Origin of the sequence: Nonomuraea rubra (genome assembly GCF_014207985.1) — a bacterium.
Taxonomy (GTDB): Bacteria; Actinomycetota; Actinomycetes; order Streptosporangiales; family Streptosporangiaceae; genus Nonomuraea; species Nonomuraea rubra.
In genome coordinates this window covers 5359136-5384228 of sequence record NZ_JACHMI010000001.1, presented here as the reverse complement: position 1 = coordinate 5384228, position 25093 = coordinate 5359136, and the positions used below count along the sequence as shown (strand labels likewise).

General features: G+C 72.9%; 21 protein-coding genes and 2 pseudogenes. 12 read left to right on the top strand and 11 right to left on the bottom strand.

Going from position 1 to position 25093, the window contains the following annotated elements; translation table 11 throughout:
- Positions 1–279: 279 nt before the first annotated feature.
- Both HD593_RS65570 and HD593_RS64955 read left to right on the top strand, forming a co-directional pair.
- Positions 280–453 (top strand): annotated as a pseudogene (locus HD593_RS65570) (winged helix-turn-helix domain-containing protein); the annotation flags it as partial.
- 935 nt (positions 454–1388) lie between these two features.
- Positions 1389–1721, top strand: a complete 333-nt coding sequence (locus HD593_RS64955; protein ID WP_341850704.1) for a hypothetical protein — start codon at positions 1389–1391, stop codon at positions 1719–1721.
- A 142-nt stretch (positions 1722–1863) separates the two neighbouring features.
- Here HD593_RS64955 and HD593_RS61675 read toward each other — a convergent pair.
- Positions 1864–2360: pseudogene (locus tag HD593_RS61675) on the bottom strand (IS5 family transposase); the annotation flags it as partial.
- A gap of 131 nt (positions 2361–2491) precedes the next feature.
- On the opposite strand from HD593_RS61675, the gene HD593_RS24490 reads away from it, so the two are divergent.
- Complete coding sequence (locus HD593_RS24490) at positions 2492–2956, top strand: tyrosine-type recombinase/integrase (protein WP_185104449.1); 465 nt, start codon at positions 2492–2494, stop codon at positions 2954–2956.
- A gap of 84 nt (positions 2957–3040) precedes the next feature.
- Here the strand turns inward: HD593_RS24490 and HD593_RS24485 are convergent, their stop codons facing one another.
- The 7 genes from HD593_RS24485 to HD593_RS24455 form a co-directional block, all read right to left on the bottom strand.
- Positions 3041–4255, bottom strand: a complete 1215-nt coding sequence (locus HD593_RS24485; RefSeq protein ID WP_185104448.1) for an ROK family transcriptional regulator — start codon at positions 4253–4255, stop codon at positions 3041–3043.
- Positions 4256–4398: 143 nt separating this feature from the next.
- Positions 4399–5649: a serine hydrolase domain-containing protein gene (locus HD593_RS24480; RefSeq protein ID WP_221524929.1), complete on the bottom strand. Its 1251-nt coding sequence runs from the start codon at positions 5647–5649 to the stop codon at positions 4399–4401.
- 164 nt (positions 5650–5813) lie between these two features.
- Positions 5814–7178: an MFS transporter gene (locus tag HD593_RS24475; protein ID WP_185104446.1), complete on the bottom strand. Its 1365-nt coding sequence runs from the start codon at positions 7176–7178 to the stop codon at positions 5814–5816.
- Positions 7179–7710: 532 nt separating this feature from the next.
- Positions 7711–8571, bottom strand: a complete 861-nt coding sequence (gene vph / locus HD593_RS24470) for a viomycin phosphotransferase (RefSeq protein WP_185112085.1) — start codon at positions 8569–8571, stop codon at positions 7711–7713.
- Positions 8572–8637: 66 nt separating this feature from the next.
- On the bottom strand, positions 8638–9297 hold the full coding sequence (locus HD593_RS24465; protein WP_185104445.1) for a hypothetical protein: 660 nt from the start codon (positions 9295–9297) through the stop codon (positions 8638–8640).
- Positions 9298–9368: 71 nt separating this feature from the next.
- Entirely contained in the window at positions 9369–9998 is a 630-nt protein-coding gene (locus tag HD593_RS24460; RefSeq protein WP_185104444.1) for a response regulator transcription factor, read from the bottom strand.
- Positions 9986–11893: a sensor histidine kinase gene (locus HD593_RS24455; RefSeq protein WP_185104443.1), complete on the bottom strand. Its 1908-nt coding sequence runs from the start codon at positions 11891–11893 to the stop codon at positions 9986–9988. The genes HD593_RS24460 and HD593_RS24455 overlap by 13 nt, the downstream gene beginning before the upstream one ends.
- A 195-nt stretch (positions 11894–12088) precedes the next feature.
- Here HD593_RS24455 and HD593_RS24450 point away from each other — a divergent pair, with 195 nt between their 5' ends.
- The gene (locus HD593_RS24450) at positions 12089–12583 is read left to right on the top strand and encodes a hypothetical protein (protein ID WP_185104442.1); all 495 of its coding nucleotides are present in this window, start codon (positions 12089–12091) and stop codon (positions 12581–12583) included.
- A gap of 211 nt (positions 12584–12794) precedes the next feature.
- On the opposite strand, the gene HD593_RS24445 is transcribed toward HD593_RS24450, so the two are convergent.
- Positions 12795–14228 (bottom strand): hypothetical protein, encoded by a 1434-nt coding sequence (locus HD593_RS24445; protein ID WP_185104441.1) that lies wholly within the window; start codon positions 14226–14228, stop codon positions 12795–12797.
- 125 nt (positions 14229–14353) lie between these two features.
- Positions 14354–15628, bottom strand: coding sequence for a phosphopyruvate hydratase (gene eno / locus HD593_RS24440; protein ID WP_185104440.1), 1275 nt, complete (start codon positions 15626–15628; stop codon positions 14354–14356).
- A 115-nt stretch (positions 15629–15743) separates the two neighbouring features.
- On the opposite strand from eno, the gene HD593_RS24435 reads away from it, so the two are divergent.
- Entirely contained in the window at positions 15744–16661 is a 918-nt protein-coding gene (locus tag HD593_RS24435) for a winged helix-turn-helix transcriptional regulator (RefSeq protein WP_185104439.1), read from the top strand.
- A 12-nt stretch (positions 16662–16673) separates the two neighbouring features.
- On the opposite strand, the gene HD593_RS24430 is transcribed toward HD593_RS24435, so the two are convergent.
- Entirely contained in the window at positions 16674–17387 is a 714-nt protein-coding gene (locus HD593_RS24430; RefSeq protein WP_185104438.1) for a GntR family transcriptional regulator, read from the bottom strand.
- A 198-nt stretch (positions 17388–17585) separates the two neighbouring features.
- On the opposite strand from HD593_RS24430, the gene HD593_RS24425 reads away from it, so the two are divergent.
- From HD593_RS24425 to HD593_RS24395, 7 genes are read left to right on the top strand one after another with little or no spacing between them, the layout of a single operon-like run.
- On the top strand, positions 17586–18611 hold the full coding sequence (locus HD593_RS24425; protein ID WP_185104437.1) for an autoinducer 2 ABC transporter substrate-binding protein: 1026 nt from the start codon (positions 17586–17588) through the stop codon (positions 18609–18611).
- Positions 18612–18621: 10 nt separating this feature from the next.
- Positions 18622–20118, top strand: coding sequence for a sugar ABC transporter ATP-binding protein (locus HD593_RS24420; RefSeq protein WP_185104436.1), 1497 nt, complete (start codon positions 18622–18624; stop codon positions 20116–20118).
- Positions 20115–21107 (top strand): ABC transporter permease, encoded by a 993-nt coding sequence (locus HD593_RS24415; RefSeq protein ID WP_185104435.1) that lies wholly within the window; start codon positions 20115–20117, stop codon positions 21105–21107. Before HD593_RS24420 ends, HD593_RS24415 begins: the two co-directional genes overlap by 4 nt.
- Positions 21104–22087 carry an ABC transporter permease gene (locus HD593_RS24410; protein WP_185104434.1) on the top strand — a complete coding sequence of 328 codons (984 nt, stop codon included), beginning with the start codon at positions 21104–21106 and terminating at the stop codon, positions 22085–22087. Before HD593_RS24415 ends, HD593_RS24410 begins: the two co-directional genes overlap by 4 nt.
- A complete protein-coding gene (locus tag HD593_RS24405) occupies positions 22084–23046 on the top strand; it encodes a carbohydrate kinase family protein (protein WP_185104433.1) in 963 nt (320 codons plus the stop codon). Before HD593_RS24410 ends, HD593_RS24405 begins: the two co-directional genes overlap by 4 nt.
- On the top strand, positions 23043–24101 hold the full coding sequence (locus HD593_RS24400; RefSeq protein WP_185104432.1) for an ADP-ribosylglycohydrolase family protein: 1059 nt from the start codon (positions 23043–23045) through the stop codon (positions 24099–24101). Before HD593_RS24405 ends, HD593_RS24400 begins: the two co-directional genes overlap by 4 nt.
- A 30-nt stretch (positions 24102–24131) precedes the next feature.
- Positions 24132–24467 carry a hypothetical protein gene (locus tag HD593_RS24395; protein ID WP_185104431.1) on the top strand — a complete coding sequence of 112 codons (336 nt, stop codon included), beginning with the start codon at positions 24132–24134 and terminating at the stop codon, positions 24465–24467.
- The last annotated feature ends 626 nt before the right edge of the window (positions 24468–25093 follow it).

The following is a 25093-nucleotide window of genomic DNA, read 5'->3' as shown; positions in this document are numbered from 1 at the left end:
TCGCCCGGCTCACCTCGCCCGGCCAGCACGCCGACTGCCCGAAGTTCATCGTGCTACGGAGTCGATTCGCTCTGCCGCCGCCTCGACCGTGTCCCCCTCGCCCTGGAGCTGGCCGCCACCCGGGTGCGGGCGTTCGGCGTACGGGGGTGGCCTCCCGGCTGGACGACCGGTTCCGGCTGCTGGCGAACGGCCCACGCGCCCTGCCGCCCCACCAGCGGAGCCTGCGCGCCGTGATCGACTGGAGCTGGGACCTGCTGGGCGAGGAGGACCGCCCGGGTCCTGCGCCGCCTGGCCGTCTTCTCCGGCGGCTGCACGCCGGCGGCCGCCGAGGCGGTGTGCGGCCCGGACCTGGACGTCCTCGACCCGCTCGTACGGCTGGTCGACCACTCGCTGGTCACCGTTACCGACGGCCCGCGCTACCACCTGCCCGAGTCGGTCGGCGCCTACGCCCTCGAACGACTGGCCGAGTCGGGCGAGACCGAACCCGCTGAAACCCGGCACGGCGCGTACTATGCCGGACTCGCCGAGCAGGCCGACCTGCGCGGCCGGTTCACCGAGGCCCGGCGATCGCTGCAAGAGACGCTGGCGCCGGCCGGCGACGTCCCGGCGGACCTGCGCGACACGGTCGCTGTCTGGCATGCCGGCTTCACGCTCCTGACCGGAGGTGACGCTCCGGCCGCCACACCCGAGAGCGACGACGCGCTCGCCACCTGGTTCCTCGGGTACGCCCTGTTCGCCAGCGGCAAGGACCTCGGCAGGAGCGAGGATGTGATGGCGCGGGCCATGACCTGCTTCCAGGCCACCGGCGACCGATGGGGAGTCGCGGCTACGCGCAGCGTCCAGACCCGGCAGGCCTTCATGCGCGGTGACCTGACAGCGGCGCGGGAGTACGGAGAGTCGGCCCACGCCTTGTTCGAGGAGCTGGACGACCGCTGGGGGCGGCTGCAGACGACGTACCCGCTCGCGGCCCTGGCCGAGACCAGCGGCGACTACGAGCGCGCGGCGCGGCTGCACCGAGACGGTCACCAGCTGGCCGAGGAGCTCGGCTTCTGGACCGAGGCCGCCGACCGGCTCACCGGACTCGGCCGGATCGCCCTGCTCAACGGCGATTTCCGGGGGGCGGAGGAGCTGCACGGGCAGGCCATGCGGGTGGCGGCCGAGCACGGGTATGCGGCCGGGAAGGTCCACGCCGAGATCGGGCTCGCGCTCGGCGCCCGCAGGGAGGGCGACCTCGACGAGGCCGAGGTGCGCCTGAGGAGGCTGCTCGCCTGGCATCGCGCGCGCGACTTCGGCCCGGGGCCGGCTCTGCTGCCGGCCGAACTCGGCTTCGTGGCCGAGCTCCACGGCGACGCCCGTACCCGCTGGAGCTGCACCGCGAAGGGCTGGATGTGGCACGTTCCGGTGGCGATCCGCGGGCACACGCGCTCGCACTGGAGGGGCTGGCCGGTGTATACGCGCTGGCAGGAGAGCCCGCACGGGCCGCCCGCCTGCTGGGGACGGCGGCCCGGCTTCGCGAATCCACGGGAGCCCCGATGCCGCCGGCCGAACGCGGCGACGTGGACCGCATCACCGCCAGGAACCGCGCCGCCCTGGACGGGGAGGAGTTCGCCACCGAGTTCGCCACCGATGCGCCCGACGGGGATGGCGAGCTCGACGCAGAGACCGGCAAGCTCACCGAGAACCACTCAAGCGAGACCTGGGGCGTTCACGAGCAGGCGTGAGCTGCGTGAATGCATGGGCCAGGAAGATCGCATGGACCCTTGCCGGCGGCACCACCGTGAACTGCGGATCAGACCCCCCGCAGACGGGACTGCGTTCCAAGAAACCCTCGCGGAATTCCTCGCCACCTACAGGGACTGGACCCTCGACGACCCAGCGTTGTTTGCCCAGGCCGGAGCCGTGTTCGATGCCGCGGCAGGCGATCAGCGGGTGGATCTGCAGCTCGCGCACCAAGAAGCGGTACTTGTCGTGGTCGTAGCCGCGGTCGGCGAGTACCACCTCGGGGCGCTGGCGGGGCCGGCCGCGCTTGCCGCGTACCTTCGGGATGGCGTCCGGCAGCGGGCGTAGCTGGGTGACGTCGCCTGCGGTTGGCGCCGGTCACGATCACCGCGAGCGGGATGCCGGTGGCCTCCGTGACCAGGTGGTGCTTGCTGCCGGCCCGCCCTCGATCGACCGGAGATGGACCGGTCTGCCCCCCTTAACGCTCTGATCTGAGAGGAGTCCACCGCGGCGCGGGAGAAGTCGAGGGCGTCAGCGGCGCGCAGCCGATCGAGCAGGACCTCGTGCAGCCGCTGCCAGACGCCGGCTTTGTTCCACTCGGCCAGCCGCCGCCAGCACGTCGTGCCCGAGCCGTAGCCGAGCCCGGTTGTCCCGCTGATCCGGGAGTACATCAACGTCATGGCAGCTACCCGTTCACCCGGCCGAAGGCAACCGGGAACCTGCAGCCACTGCGCGATGCGAGGGCCGAAGGTAACGAACGGCACTGACCACGATGAGGGATGCTGAGGTCGTCCGCGACCAGGGCTCCTGGCGGTGCGCGGAGCCCTGGATCGTAGCTGGGCTGCTGCTCGCGCGGGCTGCCGGAGATGACGTTGGCCAGAGCGGTGCCCACACTCGCCCATTCGAGCGGCTCTCCTTCGCCGCCGGCGTGCCGCCGATCCGGTTGCACGACCTGCGCCACGGCGCGGCGACGCCTTCCCTCGCCGCGGGCAACGATATGAAGACCACCTCGGCGATGCTGCGGCACTCCAGCCTCGCCATGACGTCGGACCTCTACACCGCTGTGCTACCAGAGGTGGCGCACGCCGCGGCGGAGGCGAGTGCCGCACTGGTACCACGTTCGACCTCGCTGCAAGGTCTGTCCGCGACCGGCGGTCTCCCCTCGGTCTCCCTCGCCTCCCGAGCTGCCCAGCCGCCCAATCCTCGAGATGAGAAACCACCAGATCAGCTGCACTGATCACAGTGTTTCTGAAGGACGTTCGTACCCGCGGACGGCAGATAAGCGCTCCGAGCACTCCCCTCGGAACAGCCCCCAGTCCCATCAGCGTAGGGCGGCCAACGTGCTGAGGGGGTTGTCCAGGAGGTTGGCGAAGGCGAGTTCGGCAGCCCCGGCGAGCGTGGTGTCGTCACCGAGGGCCGTCACGGCCAGGCGGACACGTTCGCGCGACACCGGCAGGACATGCGCGTCGATCCGGGCATGGACGCGCGGCGCGGCGCCCGGGTAGACATCGCGGAGCATCCCGCCGAACACCACGAGCGCCGGGTTGAACAGGTTGATGAGGTTGACGACACCGACGCCGAGCCAGTCGCCGACGCGGTCGAGGGCGTCCCGCGCCCGGGCGTCGCCGGTCCCGGCGAGGGCGACGACGGCCCGGATGCCGTCGCGTCCGATGAGTTCGTCGGACCGTCCCGCGTAGCCGAGCAGCGCCTCCTCTCCCACCTCTGCCTCCAGGCAGCCGCGCGATCCGCACAGGCAGGGCCGCCCGTCGAACGGATTGACCAGCATGTGCCCGAGTTCGCAGCCGTAGCCCGCGTCGCCGTCCAGTAGCTTGCCGCCGACGATGATCCCGCCACCGACGCCGACGTCCCCGTGCAGGTAGATCAGGTTGTCGACGTCGCTTCCCGCGCCGCGCACGTGCTCGGCGATCGCCCCCAGGTGCGCCTCGTTGCCCACCTCGACGGGAAGCCCGAGGCCGAGCCCGGCGCCGAGTTCCGCGCCGAACGCCTGGTCCACCCAGCCGAGGTGCGGCCCGTACCGGACCGTGCCGTCGGCGCGCCTGATCAACCCGCAGTACGACGCGCCGACGCCTACGCACAACGCGCCCGGATCGGCCCCGGCGACCAGCTCGCGGCCGAAGGCGGCGAGAACGCCGACGACGTCCTCCAGGTCCACCCCGGCGCGGGCACGCACGGCCTCGCGGCGGTCGAGGACCCGGCCGCCGAGCCCGACACGGGCCGCGAGCAGCCGATCCACGGCGACGTCGAAGGCGAGCCCGTACACCGTCCCCCGCTCCGGCATGACGACGATGGACGGCCGCCCGGCGCGGCCCCGCCCGTCGGGCACGCCCTCGCGGACGAGCCCGGCCGCGGCGAGCTCGGCGGTCAGGTCCATGATGGTGCTGCGGTTGAGCCCCATCCGGCGGCTGAGCGCGGCCCGTGAGACCGCCCCGTCCTTGTGGACGCGCCGCAGCACCTCACTCAGGTTCCGCTGCCGCATCTGCTCCTGCGTCCGGGCGCCCGCTGCCGATCCCGTCATCCCGCCAGCCTAGGACCCGCCTTCGATTGATCACAGCCGGAGCAGGAGGCAAGCCATGGTGACGACGGCAACGTAGGAAGTGGCGGTCTGGCGGCGGCGGTGCGGCAGGCCGCCGACCGGTCACCGCCCGCGCCGCGCCGCCGTCACGGTGTGGCCGTGCCCCCGTCCACGCCGATCGCCGGGAACGGCCGTACCGCCCTGGTCGCCGCCTCCGCGCCAGGCCCGCACGCCGCCTCCAGCAAGTGGTCCCCCAGCGCGAAGTCGATGGCGTGCGCGACAGGACTGCCGCTCTCGTCGAGCTGCTGGTAGTTCCTCAGGTTGGTGCCGAAGGCGAACTGGCGGCCGCCGCCGGCGTCGGAGAACGCGAAGGTCTGCATGCCGGGGATGCTCCCGTCGTGCCCCCAGAACCTGCCGCACGGCAGGTCGAGGGGGAAGATCCCGAGACCGTAGTCGACCACGGCGCCCGGCAACGACCGGATGGGCACGGTCTTCTGCATCTCGGCGACCAGAGTCGCGTCGAGCAGCTCGCCGCGCAGCAGCATCCGGAAGAAGCGGGTGAGGTCCTCCATCGTCGAGGCGGCCGCACCCGACGTCCAGGCCCAGGACATGTTGTAGACGCTGTAGTCCCTGGGCGGGTCGAAGTAGCCGAACAGCGCCTCGTACGCCTTGGAGCTCGGCCCAGGAAGGTACGGCGTACGCGGGAAGGACGTGTGCCGCAGCCCGGCCTTCCGGAAGACATGATCAGTGATGTACCGCTCGGCACTCGTGCCCGTCACCTTCTCCAGCAGCAGGCCGGCGATGACGAAGTTCGTGTTCGAGTACGCCCCGGGTGTCACCCCCGGCTGCCCGGTCGCGGGGGCGCCGAGCCCCGCCCGAGCCAGTTCCTCCGGCGGGAAGGCGCGGAAGCGGTTGGCGTCCAGGCTCTCGATCGTCGGGAAGATCACCTCGGTGTGGTTGGCGATGTGGCTGGTGTGGTTGAGCAGCATGCGTACGGTGATCCGCTGCCCGCGCTCACCCGGGATCAGATCCGGCAGGTAGCGGCCGATGGGGGCGTCGAGCTCGATCGTGCCCTTGCCGACCTGCTGTAACACGGCCACGGCGACGAACGACTTGGTGATGCTCCCGGCCCGGTGCACCATCTCGGGCCGCACCGGGCGGCGGGTCTCGACGTCGGCGACGCCTGCGGCGCCCTTCCAGCTCCGCCGGCCGTCCACGACGTTCGAATAGGTGCCGTACATGCCGGCCTCGTGCATGGCGTTCAGTGTCTGGCGCAGCCGCTGCCGGTCGAGGCCGCCGTCCTCGGCGGCGGCCGCGGGTCCCGCCACGAGCAGCGCGGCGGCCAGGCTCGCGGCTCCCAGCCGCGAGGCGAGCGTGCTGAATCGACGAATCGTCATGGCGCTCAGCATGAGCCTTCCGCTCGGCGGAGGTCAGTGCGCTGTGTCACCGGTCCCGCATGACAGACGTCAGCTCTCACACTGACCTCGGATCGGCGGATGAGCGTTCCGATCACTCCCACCGGCGAACGCGGGCGCTGCCAGATCGTCACGCCGCCGTGTCGTCACGGCGTGACCCGGCCGGGTTCCTGCCGCAGCTCAGCGGTTTCCCGCTGTTCCCTGATCGACGACTCCACGGACTCCAGCCGGATCTTCCGGCTGTCCGGCAGCCCCCACGCCGCGACGATCCCGATCGCCGCCGTCCCCATGATCACGAACGCCGGCGACAGCGGCCAGCCGGCCTGCGTGGTGAGCAGGTTGACGACGAGCGGCGGCAGGCCGGAGAAGACGAAGGCGCCGATGGTCCACGCGATGCCGCCGGCCGTGGCACGTACCTCCGTCGGGTAGAACTCCATCGCGGCGGCGTGGATGGCGCCCAGGCACAGCGGGACGCTCACCAGGATGAGCATGCCTCCCAGCACGGCCGCCGTGAAGCCGCCGCCGCGGGCGACCAGGAAGCCGGGCAGGACGAAGAGCATCGACGCCAGCCCGCCCAGCACGAGCGGCACCCGCCGGCCGAACCGGTCGCCGAGCAGCCCGACCAGCGGGTTGAACACCACGAGCATCGAGATGAGGATCAACGGGACCACGCGGGCCTGGCCGGCCGACAGGTCGCTCTCACGGACGAGGTAGGTCGGGTAGTAGACGAACATGACGTAGAAGGTGGTCCCGAGCGCGCCGACGCAGCTCACGCGCAGGATCATGCGCCAGCTGCGCCGCAGGGCCGTCCCGATCGAGACCTGCTTCACCCCGGCGCGCGCGGCCTCGTACGCCGGCGGCTCCTCCAGCCCGTAGCGGAAGTAGAGCCCCACGAGCGCCAGCGGCGCTGCGATCAGGAACGCCACTCGCCATCCCCAGTCGTCGAACGTCCTCGCGTCCACGGCCAGGCCGATGATCACACCTGTCGCGGCGGCCGCCAGCGTGCCCAGGTTCCCCGCGGCCGAGATGAACGACGTGAGGAACCCGCGCCGCCTCCGGGAGGCGTACTCACCGAGGAACACCGGCGCGACCGTGGTCTCGCCGCCCGAGGCGAACCCCTGAAGGAGCCGGCAGAGCACGAGCAGGATCGGGGAGAGCAGCGCCGCCGTCTCGTAGGTCGGGATGAGGCCGATGCCGGCGGTCGACACTCCGACGAGAAGAATCGACGTCATCATCGCGTTACGCCGCCCCACCCGATCGGCCATCACCCCGAAGAACAGGCTGCCCGCCGACCTCGACAGGAAGGAGACGCCGAAGACGGCGAAGGTCGCGATCAGGGCGGCCTCCGCGTTCCCCGCGGGGAAGAAGGCCGTCGAGATGGGGGCCACGAACAGCCCGTAGAGGGCCATGTCGTAGACCTCGATGAAATGGCCGAGCACCACCGCCCCCACCGTTCTGCGGCGCGAGGAGCGGGTGCGAGCGTCACGCTCGTCGGTCGTCGGTGTCGGCATGCCGGTTCTCCTGGTCATCCAGCTGGCAGAATCGGTCCCCCCGAGGGGTGCACGTGCGGGTGTCCTGGTCGCGGGCTGCTCGCCGAAGTCGTCGCCGTTCCTGGCCTCGTCGAGAACCGGCGGCCTCTGCAGCTGACGATGACGCCGCCCAGGAGCGTGCGCAACCCGCTCGCTCGTAGGCGGGGCGCCCGGGTTCCAGCGCCGGAAACATCGCGATCACCGCCGTACGCGGCGACTCCGGCAGGGCTCGGGCCGGAGCTGTCTGCCATGCTCGTGGTGTGATCGATGTGGATCTCGCCCGCCGGGTTCGTGACCGCTGCCGGATGAGCAGCCGCACGTCGCCGGTCAAGCGCGCGTACTGGGCGACGACCACCCCGACGCCCTCTCCTCCCGTGGCCGGCCGGCGGGCGCCTACCGGGCGGCCGGTGACCTGCGCCGGGCCATCGCGCTCTGCGAGCGGACCCTCGTCAGTGATCGTCCGAGGCGAGGTAGACGGCCGCTTGCCGCTCGGGGCCCAGCGGCTTGAAGGTGGCTATGCGTAGCCGGTCAGGCCGTCCGCCAATTCCTCTTCGTCACCGTCCCGGTGTCCGGACAGGGCCTGCTGCAGGGCGAAGGTGGCGCGGATGGTGGCGATGCGATCGGCCATCCCCCTGTCCGACCAGCCGCCGAGCGTGAGTATCCGGCCGAGGAGGTCCTTGCCGTAGCCGGCGCCGATGGCAGCGAGGTCCTCCGCGGGATCACCGATCGCGACCTCATCCCAGTCGATCACCCCGCTGAGCCTCGGCAATCCGTCGTCACAGACCCACAGAACGTTCTCGGCGCCGAGATCACCGTGCACCACCGCTTCGGTGATGCCGGGAAGGCCGTCGAGCGCCGCGAGCTCCCGCTCGGCCCGTTGACGTCCCCCATCGGACATGAGGGGGAACAACTCGGCGCGGACGTCCGCCGCGAACCGCCGCCACCGATCCGGTGGTGCGGGCAGGGCCGCTCGCACCTCCTCGTCGGCACCGGCCTTGGCCAGTCCGGACAGCAGCGTGACGTACTGCGCCGCGACGGCCTCGGCCACCTCGCGATCATCGAGTGCCTCCGCCTCCAGCGGCGCTCCAGGGATGCGGCGGAGGACCAGGAACGGCAGCTCGTCCACGCCTTGAGCACTGCCCTCGCACAACGGCTCAGGAATGCCGCAACCGAGCTCGATCCCGGCCAGTACGCGCAGACCGGCGGCCCTGTGCGGCAGCCGCGCGGCAGCCGCCGCGGTCCGCGGCAGGCACACCACCCGGTCCGAGGCGATCACCACCTGATGGAACTGCCCCTGGCGGATCATGAGACGATCCGGTTCGGCTCCCGGCAGCAGTCTGCTCAGCAGCCCGCGGTTCGCCTGCGAGATCTCCATGACGCGCCAACCGCCCATCTCGTCAACGTGGTGGACTGTCCTCGAACCAGGTCAGCCTGGATGAGATCATGCCGGATGGCGCAGGTGGGCGAGGCCGGCGGCGCAGAAGCCGACGGCGAGCATCAGCCAGCCGAGGGCGTTGACCGGCATGGCGATGAAGCCGCCGAACATGACCAGCAGGAAGGAGGCCGGCAGGGACAGCACGGCCCATCGGGGGACCTCACGCCCGCGCCAGAGCGCCACCGCGAGGAGGATCACGCCGAGGAACATCATCGGGGTGAACACGGCACCGCCCGCCGATGGGGCCTGGAAGGTGTGCATCTGGGCCAGGATGCGTTCGGTCGCGGCCACGTCCAGGCCGGCCCGCACCGAAGCGACGGCAGCGGCGTCGTACCCGGCGCCGCTGAAGCTCAGCGCACTGAAGCCGACGTAGGTCAGCACCAGACCCGCCGTACCGAGTCTGGGTGAGGCACGCCGGGCCACCAGGCCGGTGACGATCGCGCCCACGCCGGCGGTGAGCGCGAACGCCAGCAACATCCACATCGACACCTGCAGCCGGGCCACGCCGGCGGCGGCCTTGGGGATCCACTGCGCCGGGCCGTCGGCCACCTGGTAGGGCACCGTCAGGGCCCAGCCGGCCATCACGAGCGGGCCGATGGGGGCGAGCAGCGCGAGGGCGCGGCGCGCGGGAGTAACGGTCGGGGATGCCTGTGCGATCGTGCTCATCTGTCGCTCTCCTCCGTCGCCGGGTTGGTGAGAACGACGTTAGGAGCGGGGCCTGGCCTGCCACATCGGGGCTAGCACCGGTTCAGCCACAGGAGCGCGGCGCGCACGCGCCGGTTGTGGTCGGTGTCGGGAGGCAGGTCCAGCTTGGTGAAGATCGAGCCGACGTGCGTGTCGACCGTCCGCTCCGAGATGAACAGCCGGGCGGCGATGGCGGCGTTGCTCAGCCCCTGGGCCAGCAGCCCGAGCACCTCGCGCTCACGCCCGCTCAGCACGGTCAGGCCTGTGAGGAAGTGGTCGATGACCTGGGCGTCGATGGCCGTGCCCCCGCCGGCGACCCGCCTGACGGCGGCCACGAAGTCGTCGAGGTCGAGGACCCGGTCCTTGAGCAGGTAGCCGAACCGCGCGGGCCGCTCGGCCGCCAGCGTCATGGCCAGCGTGGGCTCCACGATGTGGGAGAGCATCAGCACGGCCAGGCCGGGGAAGCGCTCGCGCAGCAGGGCGACCGCACGCGCGCCCTCATCGGTGAACGTGGGCGGCATCCGCACGTCGGCGATCACCAGGTCGGGCCGTTCCGCGACGACGGCGGACACCAGGCTCGACGCGTCACCCACTTCCGCGACGACCTCGATGCCGTCCAGCGCGAGCAGTCTGGCGATGCTCTGGCGCAGCAGGACCAGGTCCTCGGCGATCACGACCCGCATGGCAGCGTCGCCTCCAGCGCCGTGCCGCTCGGCCGGCGGTCGCCGACCACCAGCCGCCCGCCGACGGCTTGGACGCGCTCGTACAGCCCGCGCAGGCCGCTGCCGGCGCGCAGGTCGGCGCCGCCGCTCCCGTCATCGGTGACGCTCACGCGGGCGCAGCCGCCGTCGAGCCGCACGTCGACCTCGATGGTGGCCGCGCCGGCGTGCTTGAGCGCGTTGGTGACCGCCTCGCAGACCACCAGGTACGCGACGCTCTCGATGGGCGGGGGGAGCCGCGCCTCCGGCACGTTGAGCGCGACGGGTACGGGGATCCGCCCGGTCAGCTCCGACAGCGCCGCGCGGAGGCCGTGCCGGCTCAGCGTCTCCGGGACGTTGCCCGTGGACAGCGCGCGCAGCTCCTCGATGGCCGCGGCCAGGCTGTCGGTCGCGTCGGTCAGAACCAGCTGCGCCTCCGCGTCTCTGAGCCGCCGCCGGGCCATCCGCAGCTCCAGCGCGAGCGCGAGCAGCCTGCCTTGGACGCCGTCGTGCAGGTCGCGCTCGAGCCGGCGGCGTTCCTCGGCCGCCGCGGCCTCGGCTCGTCCCCCGTGGTCGCGTACCGCCGCCTGGAGTACGGCTCGCTCGACGAGCTCGGCCACCTCGTCCGCGCCGCCGTACGCGTCCACCGCCTCGCCCTGGTGCACCAGGTAGGCGTGCGCGCCGATCAGCACCGCGCCCGGCGGGGGCGGCGGGGCGGTGGCCCCGTCCGCCTCCACCCAGCCCCGCCCTTCCGGCAGCTCCAGCACCAGCCTGGCCGTGGGATCGCCGAGAGCGGCCCGCAGGACGTCCTGCGCCGTTTCGGCGGGCCGGCTCGTCGCGCCCGCCTCGCCGACCAGGCGGGCGGCCCGCGCCCTGACCGGGTCGACGCGCAGCAGCAGCGCGCGCACCACCCACCTGTTGATCGGGACGACCACGGCGGCCACCGCCAGCGTCGACAGCACCACGGGCAGCACGGCACCCGCGCCCAGCGAACCGCCGAGCACGGCGGCCGCCGCGACGACGAGGAGGGTGAACAGCAGGCCCACCACCGCGCCGACCAGCGAGGGCACCCGGCGCGCCAGCCTCGCACCCCCGGGCCGGGCGACCGCCGCCAGCACGAGAGGGCACAGGATCAGCGGAACGCAGAAACCCACAGCCGTCGCCGTCTCGCCGGCCGTCACCGTCAGCACGCCGGCGGCGTGGGCCATCACGGCGGCCAGCGCCGCGAGCAGGACGGTGCCGATCGGCACCAGCGAAGCGGCCGCCACCACCAGCAGCCGCAGCCGCCTCTCGCCCCGCTCGGCGGGAACCGCCCGCCACAGCAGGACCGGCCCGGCCAGCACCGACGCCATCCAGGGCAGCGCGGCCAGCGAGCCCGCCTCGGGCAGCTCCCACAACGGCTTCAGCCGCGCGTACGGCTCGCCCGCGGGCAGCGTCACCATCGCCAGTACGGCGAACGCGATCCCGGATCCGAGCACCAGCCGCACCGCCCGCTCGGACCGGCCCCCGGCCACCAGGAAGCAGACCTGCGTCAACGTGACGGGCAGGATGTATCCGGCGGCCTGCACCGTCACCGCCGTCCACGCCACGGCGTCGCCGTGCCCTCTGACGCCGGCGTACTCGGCGGCGACGGTGGCCGCCAGCAGGTAGACCAGCAGCGACCAGCCCGTCCCGGACACCCAGCGGCCGGTGCGCACCTGTCCCGCCCGGTGCAGCGCGGAAGCGCTCACGCAGCACACGATGGCCGCGCAGGCGAGAGGGATCAGCAGGATCGGGCTGTTGCCGCCGTGGCGGAACCCGGACAGGTACGTGCCGAGCGCGACCACCAACGCGGCAACCGTCACCACCACGCGGAATGCCACCGACCCGGGCATCGTCATGGTGTGATGATCGCAGCGATGTCCCGCCAGGGGAATCGGTGCCAGCGCGGATGTGTCGCCCCCGGTCGCCCGGCCACGATCGGTCCATACCGACGACCGGCGGCCGTCGCAGGCTTCCAGGGCGTGCCGTTGGCCCTCCTTCCCGAGGCCGCCGGTCCTGCCCCTCCCCTTCGAGGGCCGGAAAGGAGATCTGTCATGCCGTGGAGCAGGACGGTCGCGCTGTGCTGTGCGCTGCTCGCGCTGACGGGGTGCGGATCGGCGGGCACGGCCGGCCAGGCAGGCGGGAGGGCCGAGGCCGGGCCGATGGTGCTCACCCTGGCGAGCATTCGCGACGCCGCGGAGGTGGAGGACTTCGTCGCCCAGGTGGACCGGCTGTCGGGCGGTGCGGTGCGCATCGAGGCCAGGCGCCGCTGGCCCGCGAACGAGCCCGAGTCGGAGGCCGACCTGGTGCGGGAGGTGCGCGCCGGCACCCACGCGCTGGGCGTCGTCGGAGCCCGCGTCTGGCACGGCCTGGGTGCGGGTCTGGCGATCTCCGCCGGTGAGGTGGCGGCACGCAGCATGGCGGCCCTGGGAGCCGCGGGCGTACCGTACGCGTTCGAGGGCGCGCCGGTGGACGGCTTCGACGGGGTGGAGCTGCAGATCGCCGCCGTGCGGGGAACCGGTACGACGGCGGGGCGCTCCGCTCGCTGACCGCGGACGTGAGCCTGTGGCCACGCCCGCTCACGATCGTGGCGAGCGGACCGCGGGGCCCGGGCGGGTGCGGGAGTTGCGCACCGCCTTCGCTCCCGTCTACGCCTGGCTGGAGGAGGATCGTCAGACCAGGGACCTTCTCGCCCGCATCCGCGCGCACCGCGGCAGAACGCCGGCGGAGCCGGCTCCCGCCTGCCACGATGGGAGCCGGTCATCGGATGGCGTGGCCGAAGCGGGCCTTCCAGCGCCCGGGCAGGTCGGTCCCGGGCCAGCCGGCCACGTACCCGGGCGGGCGCACTCCGGCGTGGACCACCACGACCTGGTATCCCCTCTCCAGCGCCCGGCGGACGCGGGCGGGCTGCCGCTCGGCGAACCGCTGGATGACGCCCTGTGACTCGCAGCCCAGCAGGTACCCGAGTTGCACGCCCGACTCGCCGTAGATCAGGCAGGGCGGCCGCACGCCCTGCTGGCGCAGGTGCTCGGCGGCCTGGGCCAGGCGCTCGCGGCCCGCCACGTGCCCGTGTCCCATGCGGTAGGCGTACGCGCCCTGCAGCGCGAGGTGCGCCAGCAGCCCGGCCGACATGAGCGCCGCGCCGAGCCGCCGCCGGAACAGCGCGGTGACGGCGTCCGCCGCCGGCAAGGCCAGCAGCGCGTACGCGGGCATCAGGAACCGCGGCGCGGCGTAACCCACGTAGAAGAGGTACGGCAGCGCGAGCGAAACCCCGCACGCCGTGGCCAGCAGCGCGGGCCCGGGGCGGCGCTCCCGCCAGGCGGCCCACAGGCCGGCGGCGACCATCGCGGGGATGGCCAGCCACCAGATCAGCGCGACCGGCGAGACCGGGCCGCAGTCGGTGCCGAACCTGCACAGGCTCGGGCCGTCGAGCGCGCGGGCATGCTCGGCGAGGGTGAAGCTCCAGCCGGTGGCGTTGTGCTCGCCGGCGTCCCGCAACCGCCGCAGCATGCCCCCGTAGGCGAGCTCCGCCTCCGCCAGCCACAGGCCCCAGCCCACCGCCGTCCCGGCCGCGATGGCGACGAGCGAGCGCGTGCGCCGCCAGGCGGGAACGGCCAGCGCCGCGACGCCCAGGACCGCGGCGGCGACCAGCGCGTCGGAGGGCCGCATCAGCGACATGACGGCGAACGCCACCCCCAGCCCCACCGGCGCCCGGCCCGTCACCACCGCACCGGCCGCGGCCACCGCCGCCAGCGCGACGTAGAGGTTCGGCATGGCCTGGCCGCCGTAGAAGAGCGACAGCCAGCAGCCGGCGAAGAGCAGCGCGGCCAGGGGCACGGCGCGGGAGTCACGTACCCGCAGCCACACCGCGAAGGCGGCGAACAGGCCCAGCGAGGACAGGGCGACCAGGTAGAGCCGGAGCACGGGCACCGAGTCCGTCACGGCAACCACCGGGGCGACCAGCAACGGCACTCCGCGGGCGCGTGGCGCGCTGAACGGCGCCGGCGGCGCGTGGCCGGCGTACTGGCTGGCGTAGACGGCCTCGTCCCAGCCGAGGCCCGTCCACGGGGCGCCGATGAGGAGTTGCGAGAGGGCGTACGCGCAGCTCACCAGCGCGAGCAGGACCCACGGCGGGGGAAGGGCCGCTCGCCCCGCATCGAGGGCGGCTGAGGGAAGCGGGCGGATGACCGTCATGGTGGGCTCCGAAGGACGTGCCGGGAACACCGCACGCATACCCCCGAGGCGGGCCTGACCACGCCGTTTTACCAAGATCGGCCGGTCGGATGCCTCCCTCGGTACAGAACCGCCGCCGGCCCGCCTCAGGGCTTGAGGATCGTGCGCCCCGCGTACCGCGCCTGCGGGCCCAGCTCCTCCTCGATGCGGATGAGCTGGTTGTACTTGGCGGTGCGTTCGGACCGTGACAGGGAGCCGGTCTTGATCTGGCCGCAGCCGGTGGCGACGGCCAGGTCCGCGATCGTGACGTCCTCGGTCTCGCCGGAACGGTGGGACATCACCACGGTGTATCCGGCCCGGTGGGCGGTCTCGACGGTGGCGAGCATCTCGCTGAGGGTGCCGATCTGGTTGACCTTCACCAGGATCGAGTTGGCGATGCCGCGTTCGATGCCGTCGGCCAGCAGGGCGGCGTTGGTGCAGAACACGTCGTCGCCGACGAGCTGGCAGGTGCCGCCGAGGGTTTCGGTGACGAGCTTCCAGCCTTCGGCGTCGTCCTGGGCCATCGGGTCCTCGATCGAGACGATGGGGTAGGCCGCTGCCAGGTCGGCGAGGTGGTCGACGTGCTCGGCGACCGAGCGCCTGACGCCCTCGCCGGCGTAGTCGTAGACCCCGTCGCGGTAGAACTCCGACGCGGCCGGGTCGAGCATGATGGCCACGTGCAGGCCGGGGACGTATCCGGTGTTCTCGATCGCGGTCACGATGAAGTCCAGCGCCTCCCTCGCCGAACGCAGGTCAGGGGCGAAGCCGCCCTCGTCGCCGACGCCGGTGTGGTGGCCGGCGTCCTTGAGCGCCGAGCGCAGGGTGTGGAACACCTCCGAGCCCATGCGGACGGCCTCGGCGAAGGTGGTGGCGCCGATCGGCGCGATCATGAATTCCTGGAAGTCGAGCGGGTTGTCCGCGTGGGCGCCGCCGTTGATGATGTTCATCATCGGCAGCGGCAGCAGCCGGGCGTCCGGGCCGGCGTAGCGGTAGAGCGGCAGCCGGTGCGAGGCCGCGGCCGCCTTGGCCACGGCCAGCGAGACGCCCAGGATCGCGTTCGCGCCCATCCTGGCCTTGCCCGGGGTGCCGTCCAGCGTGATCATGGCCTCGTCGACGGCCGCCTGGTCCTCGGCGTTCATCCCGGTGACGGCGGCGTTGATCTCGCCGTTGACGGCCTCGATCGCCGTCCGCACGCCCTTGCCGTGATAGCGGAGCGGGTCACCGTCGCGCAGCTCCACCGCCTCGTTCGTGCCGGTCGAGGCACCCGAGGGGACGGCCGCGCGGCCGAGGGAGCCGTCCTCCAGCAGGACGTCGACCTCCACGGTCGGGTTGCCCCGGCTGTCGAGGATCTCCCGGCCCGTCACCCGGACAATTGCCGTCATGTCCCACCTTTCTGGTTGATTTTACTTTGGAACTCACTCAGTTCCAGATAGGAACTTACACTGGTCCCCGGCGCGGGCGCCATCCCGCACGGCATGAACGGCGAGGAGATGAGCGGTGGCACGAGACTTGCGGGAGCACGAGGCCTTCTGCGCGATCGCGCAGGGCGCGGCGGTGATCGGCGAGTGGTGGAGCCTGCTCATCGTCCGCGAGGTCACCCGCGGGCGCCACCGCTTCGACGATCTGCACGCCGAGCTGGGCATCTCACGCCGGGTGCTGGCCGAACGGCTCAAGCACCTGCTCGACCACGACGTGCTGGAGCGCCGCCCCTACCAGCAGCGGCCGACCCGGTACGAGTACCACCTGACCGGCGCCGGCCGGGCGCTGGCTCCCGTGCTGATCGGCCTCCAGGACTGGGCCGACCGTTTCGTGCTGGGCGACGGCACGCTCACCGGCGAGGCCGCCCCCGGCAGCGCCGGGAGCGAGCGGCTGCACGCTCTCGCCGGCACCAGCGTGCCCGCCCCGCTGTTCCTGCCTTCGACCGCCGGCGGCGAGCAGGACGTCGTGGCCGGCGACGCGCCCGTCACCGTCATCTTCACCTACCCGGCGACCGGCTCGCCCGCTCCCCCGCCCGCGGACCGGTCACCGACCCCCGGCACGGCCGGGTGCACCCTGGAGAACCGCCTGTTCCGCGACTCTGCCGCCGCCTTCGCCGAGGCCGGGGTCGCCCTGCGCGGCGTGAGCACCCAGCGCCCCGACGAGCAGCGGGCCTTCGCCGAAGCCGAGGACCTCCCGTTCCCGCTGCTGTCGGACGTGGACCTGACGCTGTGCGCGGCGCTCCGCCTGCCCACCTTCCGCGCCGGGCAGGACCTGCGCCTCAAGCGGGCGATCGTCATCGCCGACGCCGGCAGGACGATCCATCACGTCCTCCACCCGGTCACCGACCTTCCCGCCGCCGTCGAGGAGGCCTTGCGCCTGGGCGCCGGGGTGGCCCGCGAACGGCAGGCGGGTGCGGGGGCCCGCATCCGGAGGTGACGCGTCCGGCTCTCAGGCGCGCAGCTTGACCACGTAGCGGTAGCGGTCGCCGCGCGCCGCCGAACGGGTGTACTCCACCGGCCGCCTCGCCCGGTCGTACGTCCACCGCCTGATCACGATGACCGGGCTGCCGACCGGGACGCCGAGCACCTCGGCCTCCCGCTCGTCGGCGGCCTCGGCGTGGATGCTCTCGGTGGCCTCGGCGACCCTGGTGTCGAGGTCCTCCGCCAGCGAGGCGTACAGCGACTGGCGCCGGGACAGCACCTCGGGGTCGATGCGGGAGCCGATCCGGTCGGGCAGCCACGAGTCCAGCAGCGCGAAGGGGGAGCCCGACCCCGTCCTGATCCTGCGGACCAGCCACACGGCCTCGGCGGGGAGGAAGCCGAGGATCTCCAGCGGCGGGTTGGGGTCGCGGCGGATCTCGACCCCGGTGATGCCCGGCTCCAGCCCCAGGTCACGCAGCAACGTGGTGAAGCTGCGCAGGCTGCCGAGCGAGTGGCTGATGCCGATCTCCACGTTGACGTAGCTGCCCGACCCCCGGCGCCGGGTGATGAGGTTGGCCGCGGCCAGGCGGTCGAGCGCCACTCTGACGGTGTTCCGGCTGACGCCGTACTCGTCGGTGAGCGCCTCCTCGGACGGCAGGCGCTCGCCCGGTTTGTACCGGCCTTCCAGGATCTGCGTGCGCAGAGAATCGGCGACGATCTCGTGCGCGTGGCGCTTGGTCATGCGGGCATCTCCCATCGCTCACCAATCCGGCGCAGACCGAGCTATCAGTAACAGGCGACCAGCACAACATATACCAACTCCATCTGGATTAGTACCTACAACTCTTGACATTGCTAGGTACCGATTTCTAGCCTGAGCGACACAGGCGGCACGGGGCGCGCGCCTTCCGACCACTCAGTCGTCTCGTGAGGATGCGATATGCGAAACATCAGAGCCGGGATCGTGGCCACGCTGGCAGCGTTCGCGCTGGCGGCCTGCTCGACGGTGGGCGGAGCGCCGGGCCCCGGCGCCTCGCCGGGCGGCAACGGCGGCGGGTCGCAGAAGGTGGCCTTCGTCTCCCAGGTGGAGGGGGTCCCCTACTTCTCCGCCTTCAAGCAGGGCGCCGACGAGACCGCGCGCTCGCTCGGCCTGTCCTACACCCAGGCGGGCCCGGCCACCGCGGACGCCACCGAGCAGGTCCGCATCTTCAACAGCCTCGTCCAGCAGGGCTACGCCGCGATCGCGGTGTCCCCGCTCGACCCCCGTTCCATGAACCCCGCCATCGCGGCGGCCCGGCAGAAGGGCATCGTCGTGATCACCTCCGACGCCGACGCGCCTGACAGCCAGCGGCAGCTCTTCGCCCAGCAGGCCACCGACGCCGCGCTCGGCGCGACGGTCATGGACGAGATCGCCAAGGCGATGGGCGGCAACGGCAAGTACGGCATCGTCTCGGGCGCGGCCGACACGCAGACGTTCAACAGCTGGGTGGCCGAGGCGCGCAAGCGGCAGGAATCCGCCTACCCGGGGATGCAGCTCGTGGGAGGCGTGCGCTACACCGCCGACACCGCGCAGGCGCTGAAGGAGGCCCAGGACCTCATGACCGCGAACCCCGACCTCAAGGGCCTCATCGCGGTGCCCTCGACGGCCGTGCCCGGCGTGGCGCAGGCCGTCCAGAACGCCGGCAAGGCCGGCCAGGTCGCGGTCTCCGGCTTCGGCTCGCCCAAGACGGCACGCACGTTCGTCGAGTCCGGCGCGATGACCTCGACGGTCCTGTGGGACGTGCCCAAGCTCGGCGTCCTGACCGTCTGGGCGATGAAGCAGCTCCTGGACGGCAAGGAGATCCCCGCGAAGCCGGCCGTGCCGGGGATCGAGCAGCCGGCCGCGTACGACGCCGGCACCAAGACGCTGGTGCTCGGCCCGCCGATGGTCTTCACCAAGTCGAACATCGCGAAGTTCGACTACTAGGAGCGGCGACGTGCGGACCATCCTCTCGGTCTCCGGCCTGTCCAAGAGCTTCGGAGCGACCGCCGCGCTCACCGACGTCGGCTTCACGCTGGCGGCGGGCGAGCGGCTGGCCCTGCTCGGCGAGAACGGGGCCGGCAAGTCCACCCTGATCAAGATCATCGCCGGTGTGCACCGGCCCGACTCCGGCGAGATGACGCTCGACGGCGAGCCGCACGAGCCCGCCTCCCCCGGCGACGCGCTGGCCGGCGGCGTCAGCGTCGTCTACCAGGAGCCGTCGTTCTTCCCCCGGCTGTCGGTGCTGGAGAACCTCTTCGTCGGCCGCGAGCCGCGCGACCGCCTGGGCCAGATCGACTGGCGCGGCATGCGCGAGCGCGGCAAGGAGCTGTTCGAGCGGCTCGGCGTCCCCGCGGACCTGCTGCACCGGCGCATGGACGCGCTCAGCCTGGCCGAGCAGCAGCTCGCGCTGATCGCCAGGGCCGTCGACGTCGACGCCAAGGTGCTGATCCTGGACGAGCCCACCTCGATCCTCACCGACGCCGAGGTCCGCCGGCTCTTCCGCATCGTCCAGCGGCTCTCGGAAGCCGGGGTGGGCATCCTCTACATCACGCACCGCTTCGAGGAGCTGGAGCACGTCGCGGACCGCTTCATCGTGCTGAAGGACGGGCGGCTCGCGGGCGACCTGCCCGCCTCGGCGGCCGACCACGACGCGATCCTGGAGATGATGTCGGGCCGGCCGGTCAACGCCACGATCAGCCGCGCGCCCTCCGAACCCGGTCCCCTGGTGCTGGAGGCCGACGGGATCACGGTGCCCGGCTCGCTGTCCGGCGTCGGCCTGACCGTGCGGGCGGGCGAGGTCGTCGGCCTGTACGGGCTCGTCGGCGCCGGGCGTACGGAGCTGGCGCTGACCGTCTTCGGCATGTTGCGCCCGAGCGCGGGGTCGATGCGCGTGCGCGGTGAACCGTACAGGCCGAGGAGCCCGCGCGACGCCATGGCCCGCGGGATCGCCTACCTGCCCGAGGACCGCAAGACGCAGGGCATCTTCCCCGGCATGGACACGATGAGCAACCTCACCGCGGTCCGGCTGCCCGCCCTGCTGGGCCGGCTCGGCGTCATCCGGCGCTCCCAGGAGCGCGAGCTGGCCTCCACCTGGGTGCGCTCGTTGCGGATCAAGGCGCCGACGCTGGACTTCCCCGTCACCGGCCTGTCCGGCGGGCACCAGCAGAAGGTGCTCTTCGCCCGGCAGCTCGCCACCGGCCCCGCGATCCTCATCCTGGACGAGCCCACCCGCGGCATCGACGTGGCCACCAAGACCGACATCCAGCAGCGGCTGGTGGAGGTGGCCCGCGAGGGCACGGCGGTGCTCGTCATCTCCAGCGACCTGCCCGAGCTGCTGGCCGTCTCCGACCGCGTCTACGTCATGCGCGAGGGACGGATGGCCGCCGAGCTGCAGGGCGACGACCTGACCGAGGACGGCGTGCTGCGTGCCACGATGGGGGTGAACCGATGACCACGACCACGCTGTCCCCCGCGGCGGCGCCCTCGGCCCGCGTGCTGACCCTGCTGCGCGACGCCCTGCTGCCGATCCTGCTCGTCGCCGAGGTGATCTTCTTCGGCCTCGCGGCCCCCGACTTCCTGTCCGCCTCCAACCTCGCCAACGTCGTGATCAACTCGGCCGACCTGGCGCTGCTGGCGGCCGGGATGACCCTGGTCGTCCTGCTGGCCGGGATCGACGTGTCGGTCGGCCCGATGCTGGGCGTGGTCGCCTGGGTCGGCGCCACGCTCTTCGTCGCCGGCCTGCCGCCGGTGCTCGTGGTGCTGGCCTCGGTGCTGCTCGGCGGGCTGCTCGGCGCGATCAACGCCGGGCTGATCGTCGGCGGGCGGATCTCCCCCATCATCGCCACCCTCGGTACGGCCGCCGTCTTCAAGACGGTGCTGTTCGTCCTGTGGGACAGCACCGACGTCTTCGCCGGCCCGGTGGTGCCCTTCCTCGGGCCCGCGCGGGCCGCCGGGGTGCCCCTCGTCGGCCTGGTCGTGCTGGTGATGTTCGGGATCTTCGCCTACGTGCTGCGGCGCCGCGTGTTCGGCCGGCGGCTGTTCGCCATCGGCAACGACGCGCAGGGCGCCCGGCTGCTGGGCGTGCCCGTCGGCCGCACCTCGTTCGCGGCGTACGTGCTCGTGGGCGCCCTCGTCGGCCTCGCGGCCCTCATCTACGTGGGCCGGGTGGGCGTCGTGCAGGCCACGGCCGGCCAGGAGCTGACCCTGCCCGCCATCGCCGCCGTGGTCGTCGGCGGCACCAGCATCCTGGGCGGCGAGGGCGGCGTGCTGCGCACCCTCGGCGGCCTGGTCTTCATCGCGCTGCTGCAGAACGGAGTCGTGCTGATGGGCGTTCCCCCGCTGTGGAACGGGGTGCTGGTCGGGCTGGCCGTCGCACTCGCGGTGGCCTTCGACGTCCTGACCCGGCGCAGCCTCGACAAGCGGATCGGAGCACAGAAATGACAACCACCGCCGTGGCCAGGCGATCGCTGCGTGAGCGCGTGAGCGACCGCAGGGTGTTCCTCGCCGTCCTCGTCGTCGCGCTCGGCGCGGTGATGAGCCTGCTGTCGCCGTACTTCCTCCAGGTGGGCAACCTGCTCGCGATGACCCAGTACGGCGCGGTCATCGGCCTGCTGGCCCTCGGCCAGGCGTTCGTCATCCTCGGCGGCCGGGGCGGCATCGACCTGTCCGTGGGATCGGTGCTGAGCCTGTCGGGGATCGTCATGGGCCTGCTCGCGCAGAACCTCGGGCTCAGCCCGTGGCTGGCCGCGCTGGCGGCCGTCGCCTTCGGCGGCCTGCTCGGCTCCGTCAACGGCCTCCTGATCGCCCGGCTCGGCCTGCCCCCGCTCATCGTCACGCTGAGCACGCTCTTCCTGTACGGCGCGCTCGCCCAGGTGCTGACCGGCGGAGGCCAGCTCGGCGGGTTCGACGGCCAGGGCTTCGCGGCACTCGGGCAGAGCGCCATCCTCGGCGTGCCCACCCAGGTCCTCCTGATCCTGGCCCCGATGTTCGCCCTGGCCATCTGGGCCCAGAACCGCACGGCGTTCGGCCGCCGCCTGCACCAGGCCGGCACCGGCGACCGGGCCGCCGGCCTGGCCGGGATCGACGTGAACAGGCTGCGGTTCCGGCTCTACGTGCTGTCGGGATCGCTGGCCGCGCTCGGCGCCGTGGTGACCAACGCCTGGCTGCTCACCGCCAGGCCCAGCGCGGGCACCGGCATGGAGCTCCAGGCGATCACCATCGCGGTGCTCGGCGGCATCGACATCTTCGGCGGGCGCGGGCACCTCAGCGGGGTCCTGCTGGCGCTCACGGTCGTGGTGGTCCTGTCCTGGGGGCTGCAGCTCGCGCAGGTCGGCAACTCCGTGCAGACCGGCATCCTCGGCCTGGTCCTGGTCGGCGCCGCTCTGCTGAACAATCTCCTCAGCAGGAAGGCCACCGGATGACGACCTCCAGCGCCCGGAGCGTGGACGTGCTGGCGGTGGGAGACGCCAGCGTGGACTACTTCGTACGGGTTCCGCACATCGCGGTGGCCGACGACAAGGCGATCGGCCGGCTGGTCGGCGTGCACGGCGGCGGCATGAGCGCCAACCTGGCCGCCGCCGCGAGCTTCGCCGGAGCCCGGGCCGCGCTGGCCACCGCGGTGGGCTCGGACGAGCCCGGCCGCCAGGCCCTGGAACGGCTCGCCGCCCACGGCGTGGACGTCTCCGCCAGCATCGCCGTACCCGGCGGGCACACCTGGTTCTGCGTGATCCAGCTCGACGCCACCGGCGAGAAGTCCCTCGTCGGCGCCGTGACCGAGGTGAAGATCCCGGCCGTCGACCAGATCTCCGACGACCTGCTCCGCACGGCGCGGGTCGTCGCGCCCCTCGCCGACGACCTCGGCTGGGCGACCGGCCTGGCCCGGCGGGCCCGGGCGGCGGGCGCGAAGGTGGCCGTCGACCTGGAGCCCGGCGCGGTCGCCGGCCGGTGGGATCAGGTGCGCGCGCTCGCCCGCCTCAGCGACCTCGTCTTCTGCAACCAGGGAACGGTCCGCGTGCTCGCCGGCGGCGACCCGGTGCGCTGCGCCGAGCTCCTGATCTCCGCCGGTGCCGGTGCCGTCGTGGTGACCAGGGGGCGCGACGGCGCCCTGTGCTTCGGCCCCGAGGAGAGCTGGTCCGCGCGCGGGCCGCGGCTCGACGTCGTGGACACCACCGGCGCGGGCGACGCGCTGGCCGGGGCGTTCACCGGATCCTGGATCCGCGGGCGTTCCCTCGCCGACAGCCTGCGCGCCGGCGTCGCCGCAGCCTCCCTGTGCGTCAGCCATCTCGGCTCACGCGCCTACCTCGATGCCGGGACCGGCATCGAGACCCTCGCGCGGGACGTCACCCTCGACGCCGCGCCTCATCCCCAAGGAATCCGATGACCACACTGCTGGACCGCATCCACGGCAGCCTGGCCGCCGCCTGCATCGCCGACGCGCTCGGCGCCCCCACGGAAGAACGTTCCATCCCGGAGATCCGCCGGCTGTTCGGGCAGCGCGTCGAGAGCTTCCACGCGCCGCTGCCCGACGCGCCGTACGCGGCCGGGCGCGGGCCGGCCCAGATCACCGACGACTCCAGCCAGATGCTGCTGCTGGCCGAGGCGTTCATCGCCAACGGCGGGGAGGTCACCCCCGAGGTCATGGCCGGCCTGCTCATCGCCTGGTCCGGCAACCCCGACTACTTCCCGCACTTCGCCGGCCCCACCACGCGCCACGCGATCGAACGCCTCAAGGCCGGCGACGACCCCTGGGACGTGGGCAAGGCCGGGAACATCATGAGCCAGGGAGCCAGCAACGGCGGCGCCATGCGGGTCGCCCCCGCCGGCCTGGTGCACCCGGGCGACGTCGAGGGCGCCGTCCGCGCCGCGCACCTGACCTGCGTGCCCAGCCACCACACGAACATCGGCGTCGCCGGGGCCGCGGCCATCGCCGCCGCCACCGCCGCGGCCTGCGTGGACGGCGCCGACCTGTTCCACGTCGTCCGGGCGGCACGGCACGGCGCGGAGCTCGGCGAGCGCCTGGGCTCCGAGCAGGGCCGGCACGTGCCCGGACCGTCGGTCGCCCAGCGGATCGACCTCGCGGTCACCCTCGCCGTCCAGTCCCGCGACCTGGACGACGCCATCGAACGGATCGCCACCGTCATCGGCACCGGCCTGCCCGCCGCGGAGGCCTGCCCCGCGGCCATCGGCCTGCTGGTGGCGGCCGGTGGCGACCCGTTCACCACAGCGGTCGCGGCGGCCACCGCGGGCGGCGACTCCGACACGGTCGGCTGCATGGCGGCGGCCATCGCGGGCGCGCTCCACGGCATCGACGCCGTACCCGCGGAGGCCCTCGCCCGGGTCGAGCAGGCCAACCGGCTCGACCTGGCCGGCGTGGCGACCCGCCTGACCGCCGTCGCCCGCCCGCTGCCCGGGCAGAACGCCGCGGCCCAGGGCTGACCTCCCGCCGCCGGGTGCGCGGGTGCGCGGGTGCGCGGGTGCGAGCCTGAACCGGAGCCACCTCGCATCCGCACCGGCTTCACGGCTCGCGCCCTGCGCCGCAGCCGCCCCCGGCACGAGGAGCGTGCCGCCGCGACGCCGGCTCCGCATCGGCTACGCTGTCGCCGCCCGCTGATCCGCCGAGACCCGGCACGCCTCCGGGACGGCACCCCGAAGCCCGACAGGGCCGGCGCGCTCGGCCGGCTCCTTTGCTCGCCCGCCCTGGACGGCGCCGCCGTACCGTCCGAGGTGGAGGAGGCCACCGCCCGCCTGGCCGCCCGCCTGGCCACCCGACTGGCCGCCCGCCTCCTCAAACCCGCCGGTTAGCGGCCACGTCGCCGGAGAATCCGCCGCGACCTGGCGACACTCGGCCGGACCCACCGCGGACTCGACGGGCAACCCGCCCCGCTCTGAACGCGGGAGGCGCCGCTGCCCGATGGCGCCAATCGGTCAATTCACCGCATCGCCCGCCACGCCCTCCAACGCGTCATGTGATCATGAGCGACACCGGCCACCACCGTGCGCTCCGCCGTGCCGCCGCCCGGATCCCGCCGGGCACGGTCGTCCTCCATCTGGGCGGCACGTGAAGAGTTCTGCGACGAGGCGGTGCTGCCGGCGACCGGCCGGCCAGGCCTCTGCGCAGTACGCGCCTCCCGCCCGATGGTGATGCTGACGGTGAACGCCCGTTGGCGGACCGACCCGCCCGCAGCGTGGCCTTCCGTGTCGGGGCCGGCCTCTCCTCAGGGCCAGCGACCGCGCCGGCGCCCGTGAAGGAACCAGGCGTCGCCTTCGCACCTGGGACGTCAGCAGGCCTCGCTCCGGCCCGGGCTCCGGCAGGAGCGGTCAGCATGGTGCCCATCATTGCTCTTTCAACACCATAGCGGTCGATAACACCAATCGACATATCCACAATGTCGCTCATCAGCATCTGAAACCACCCGATCTTAGTAGGG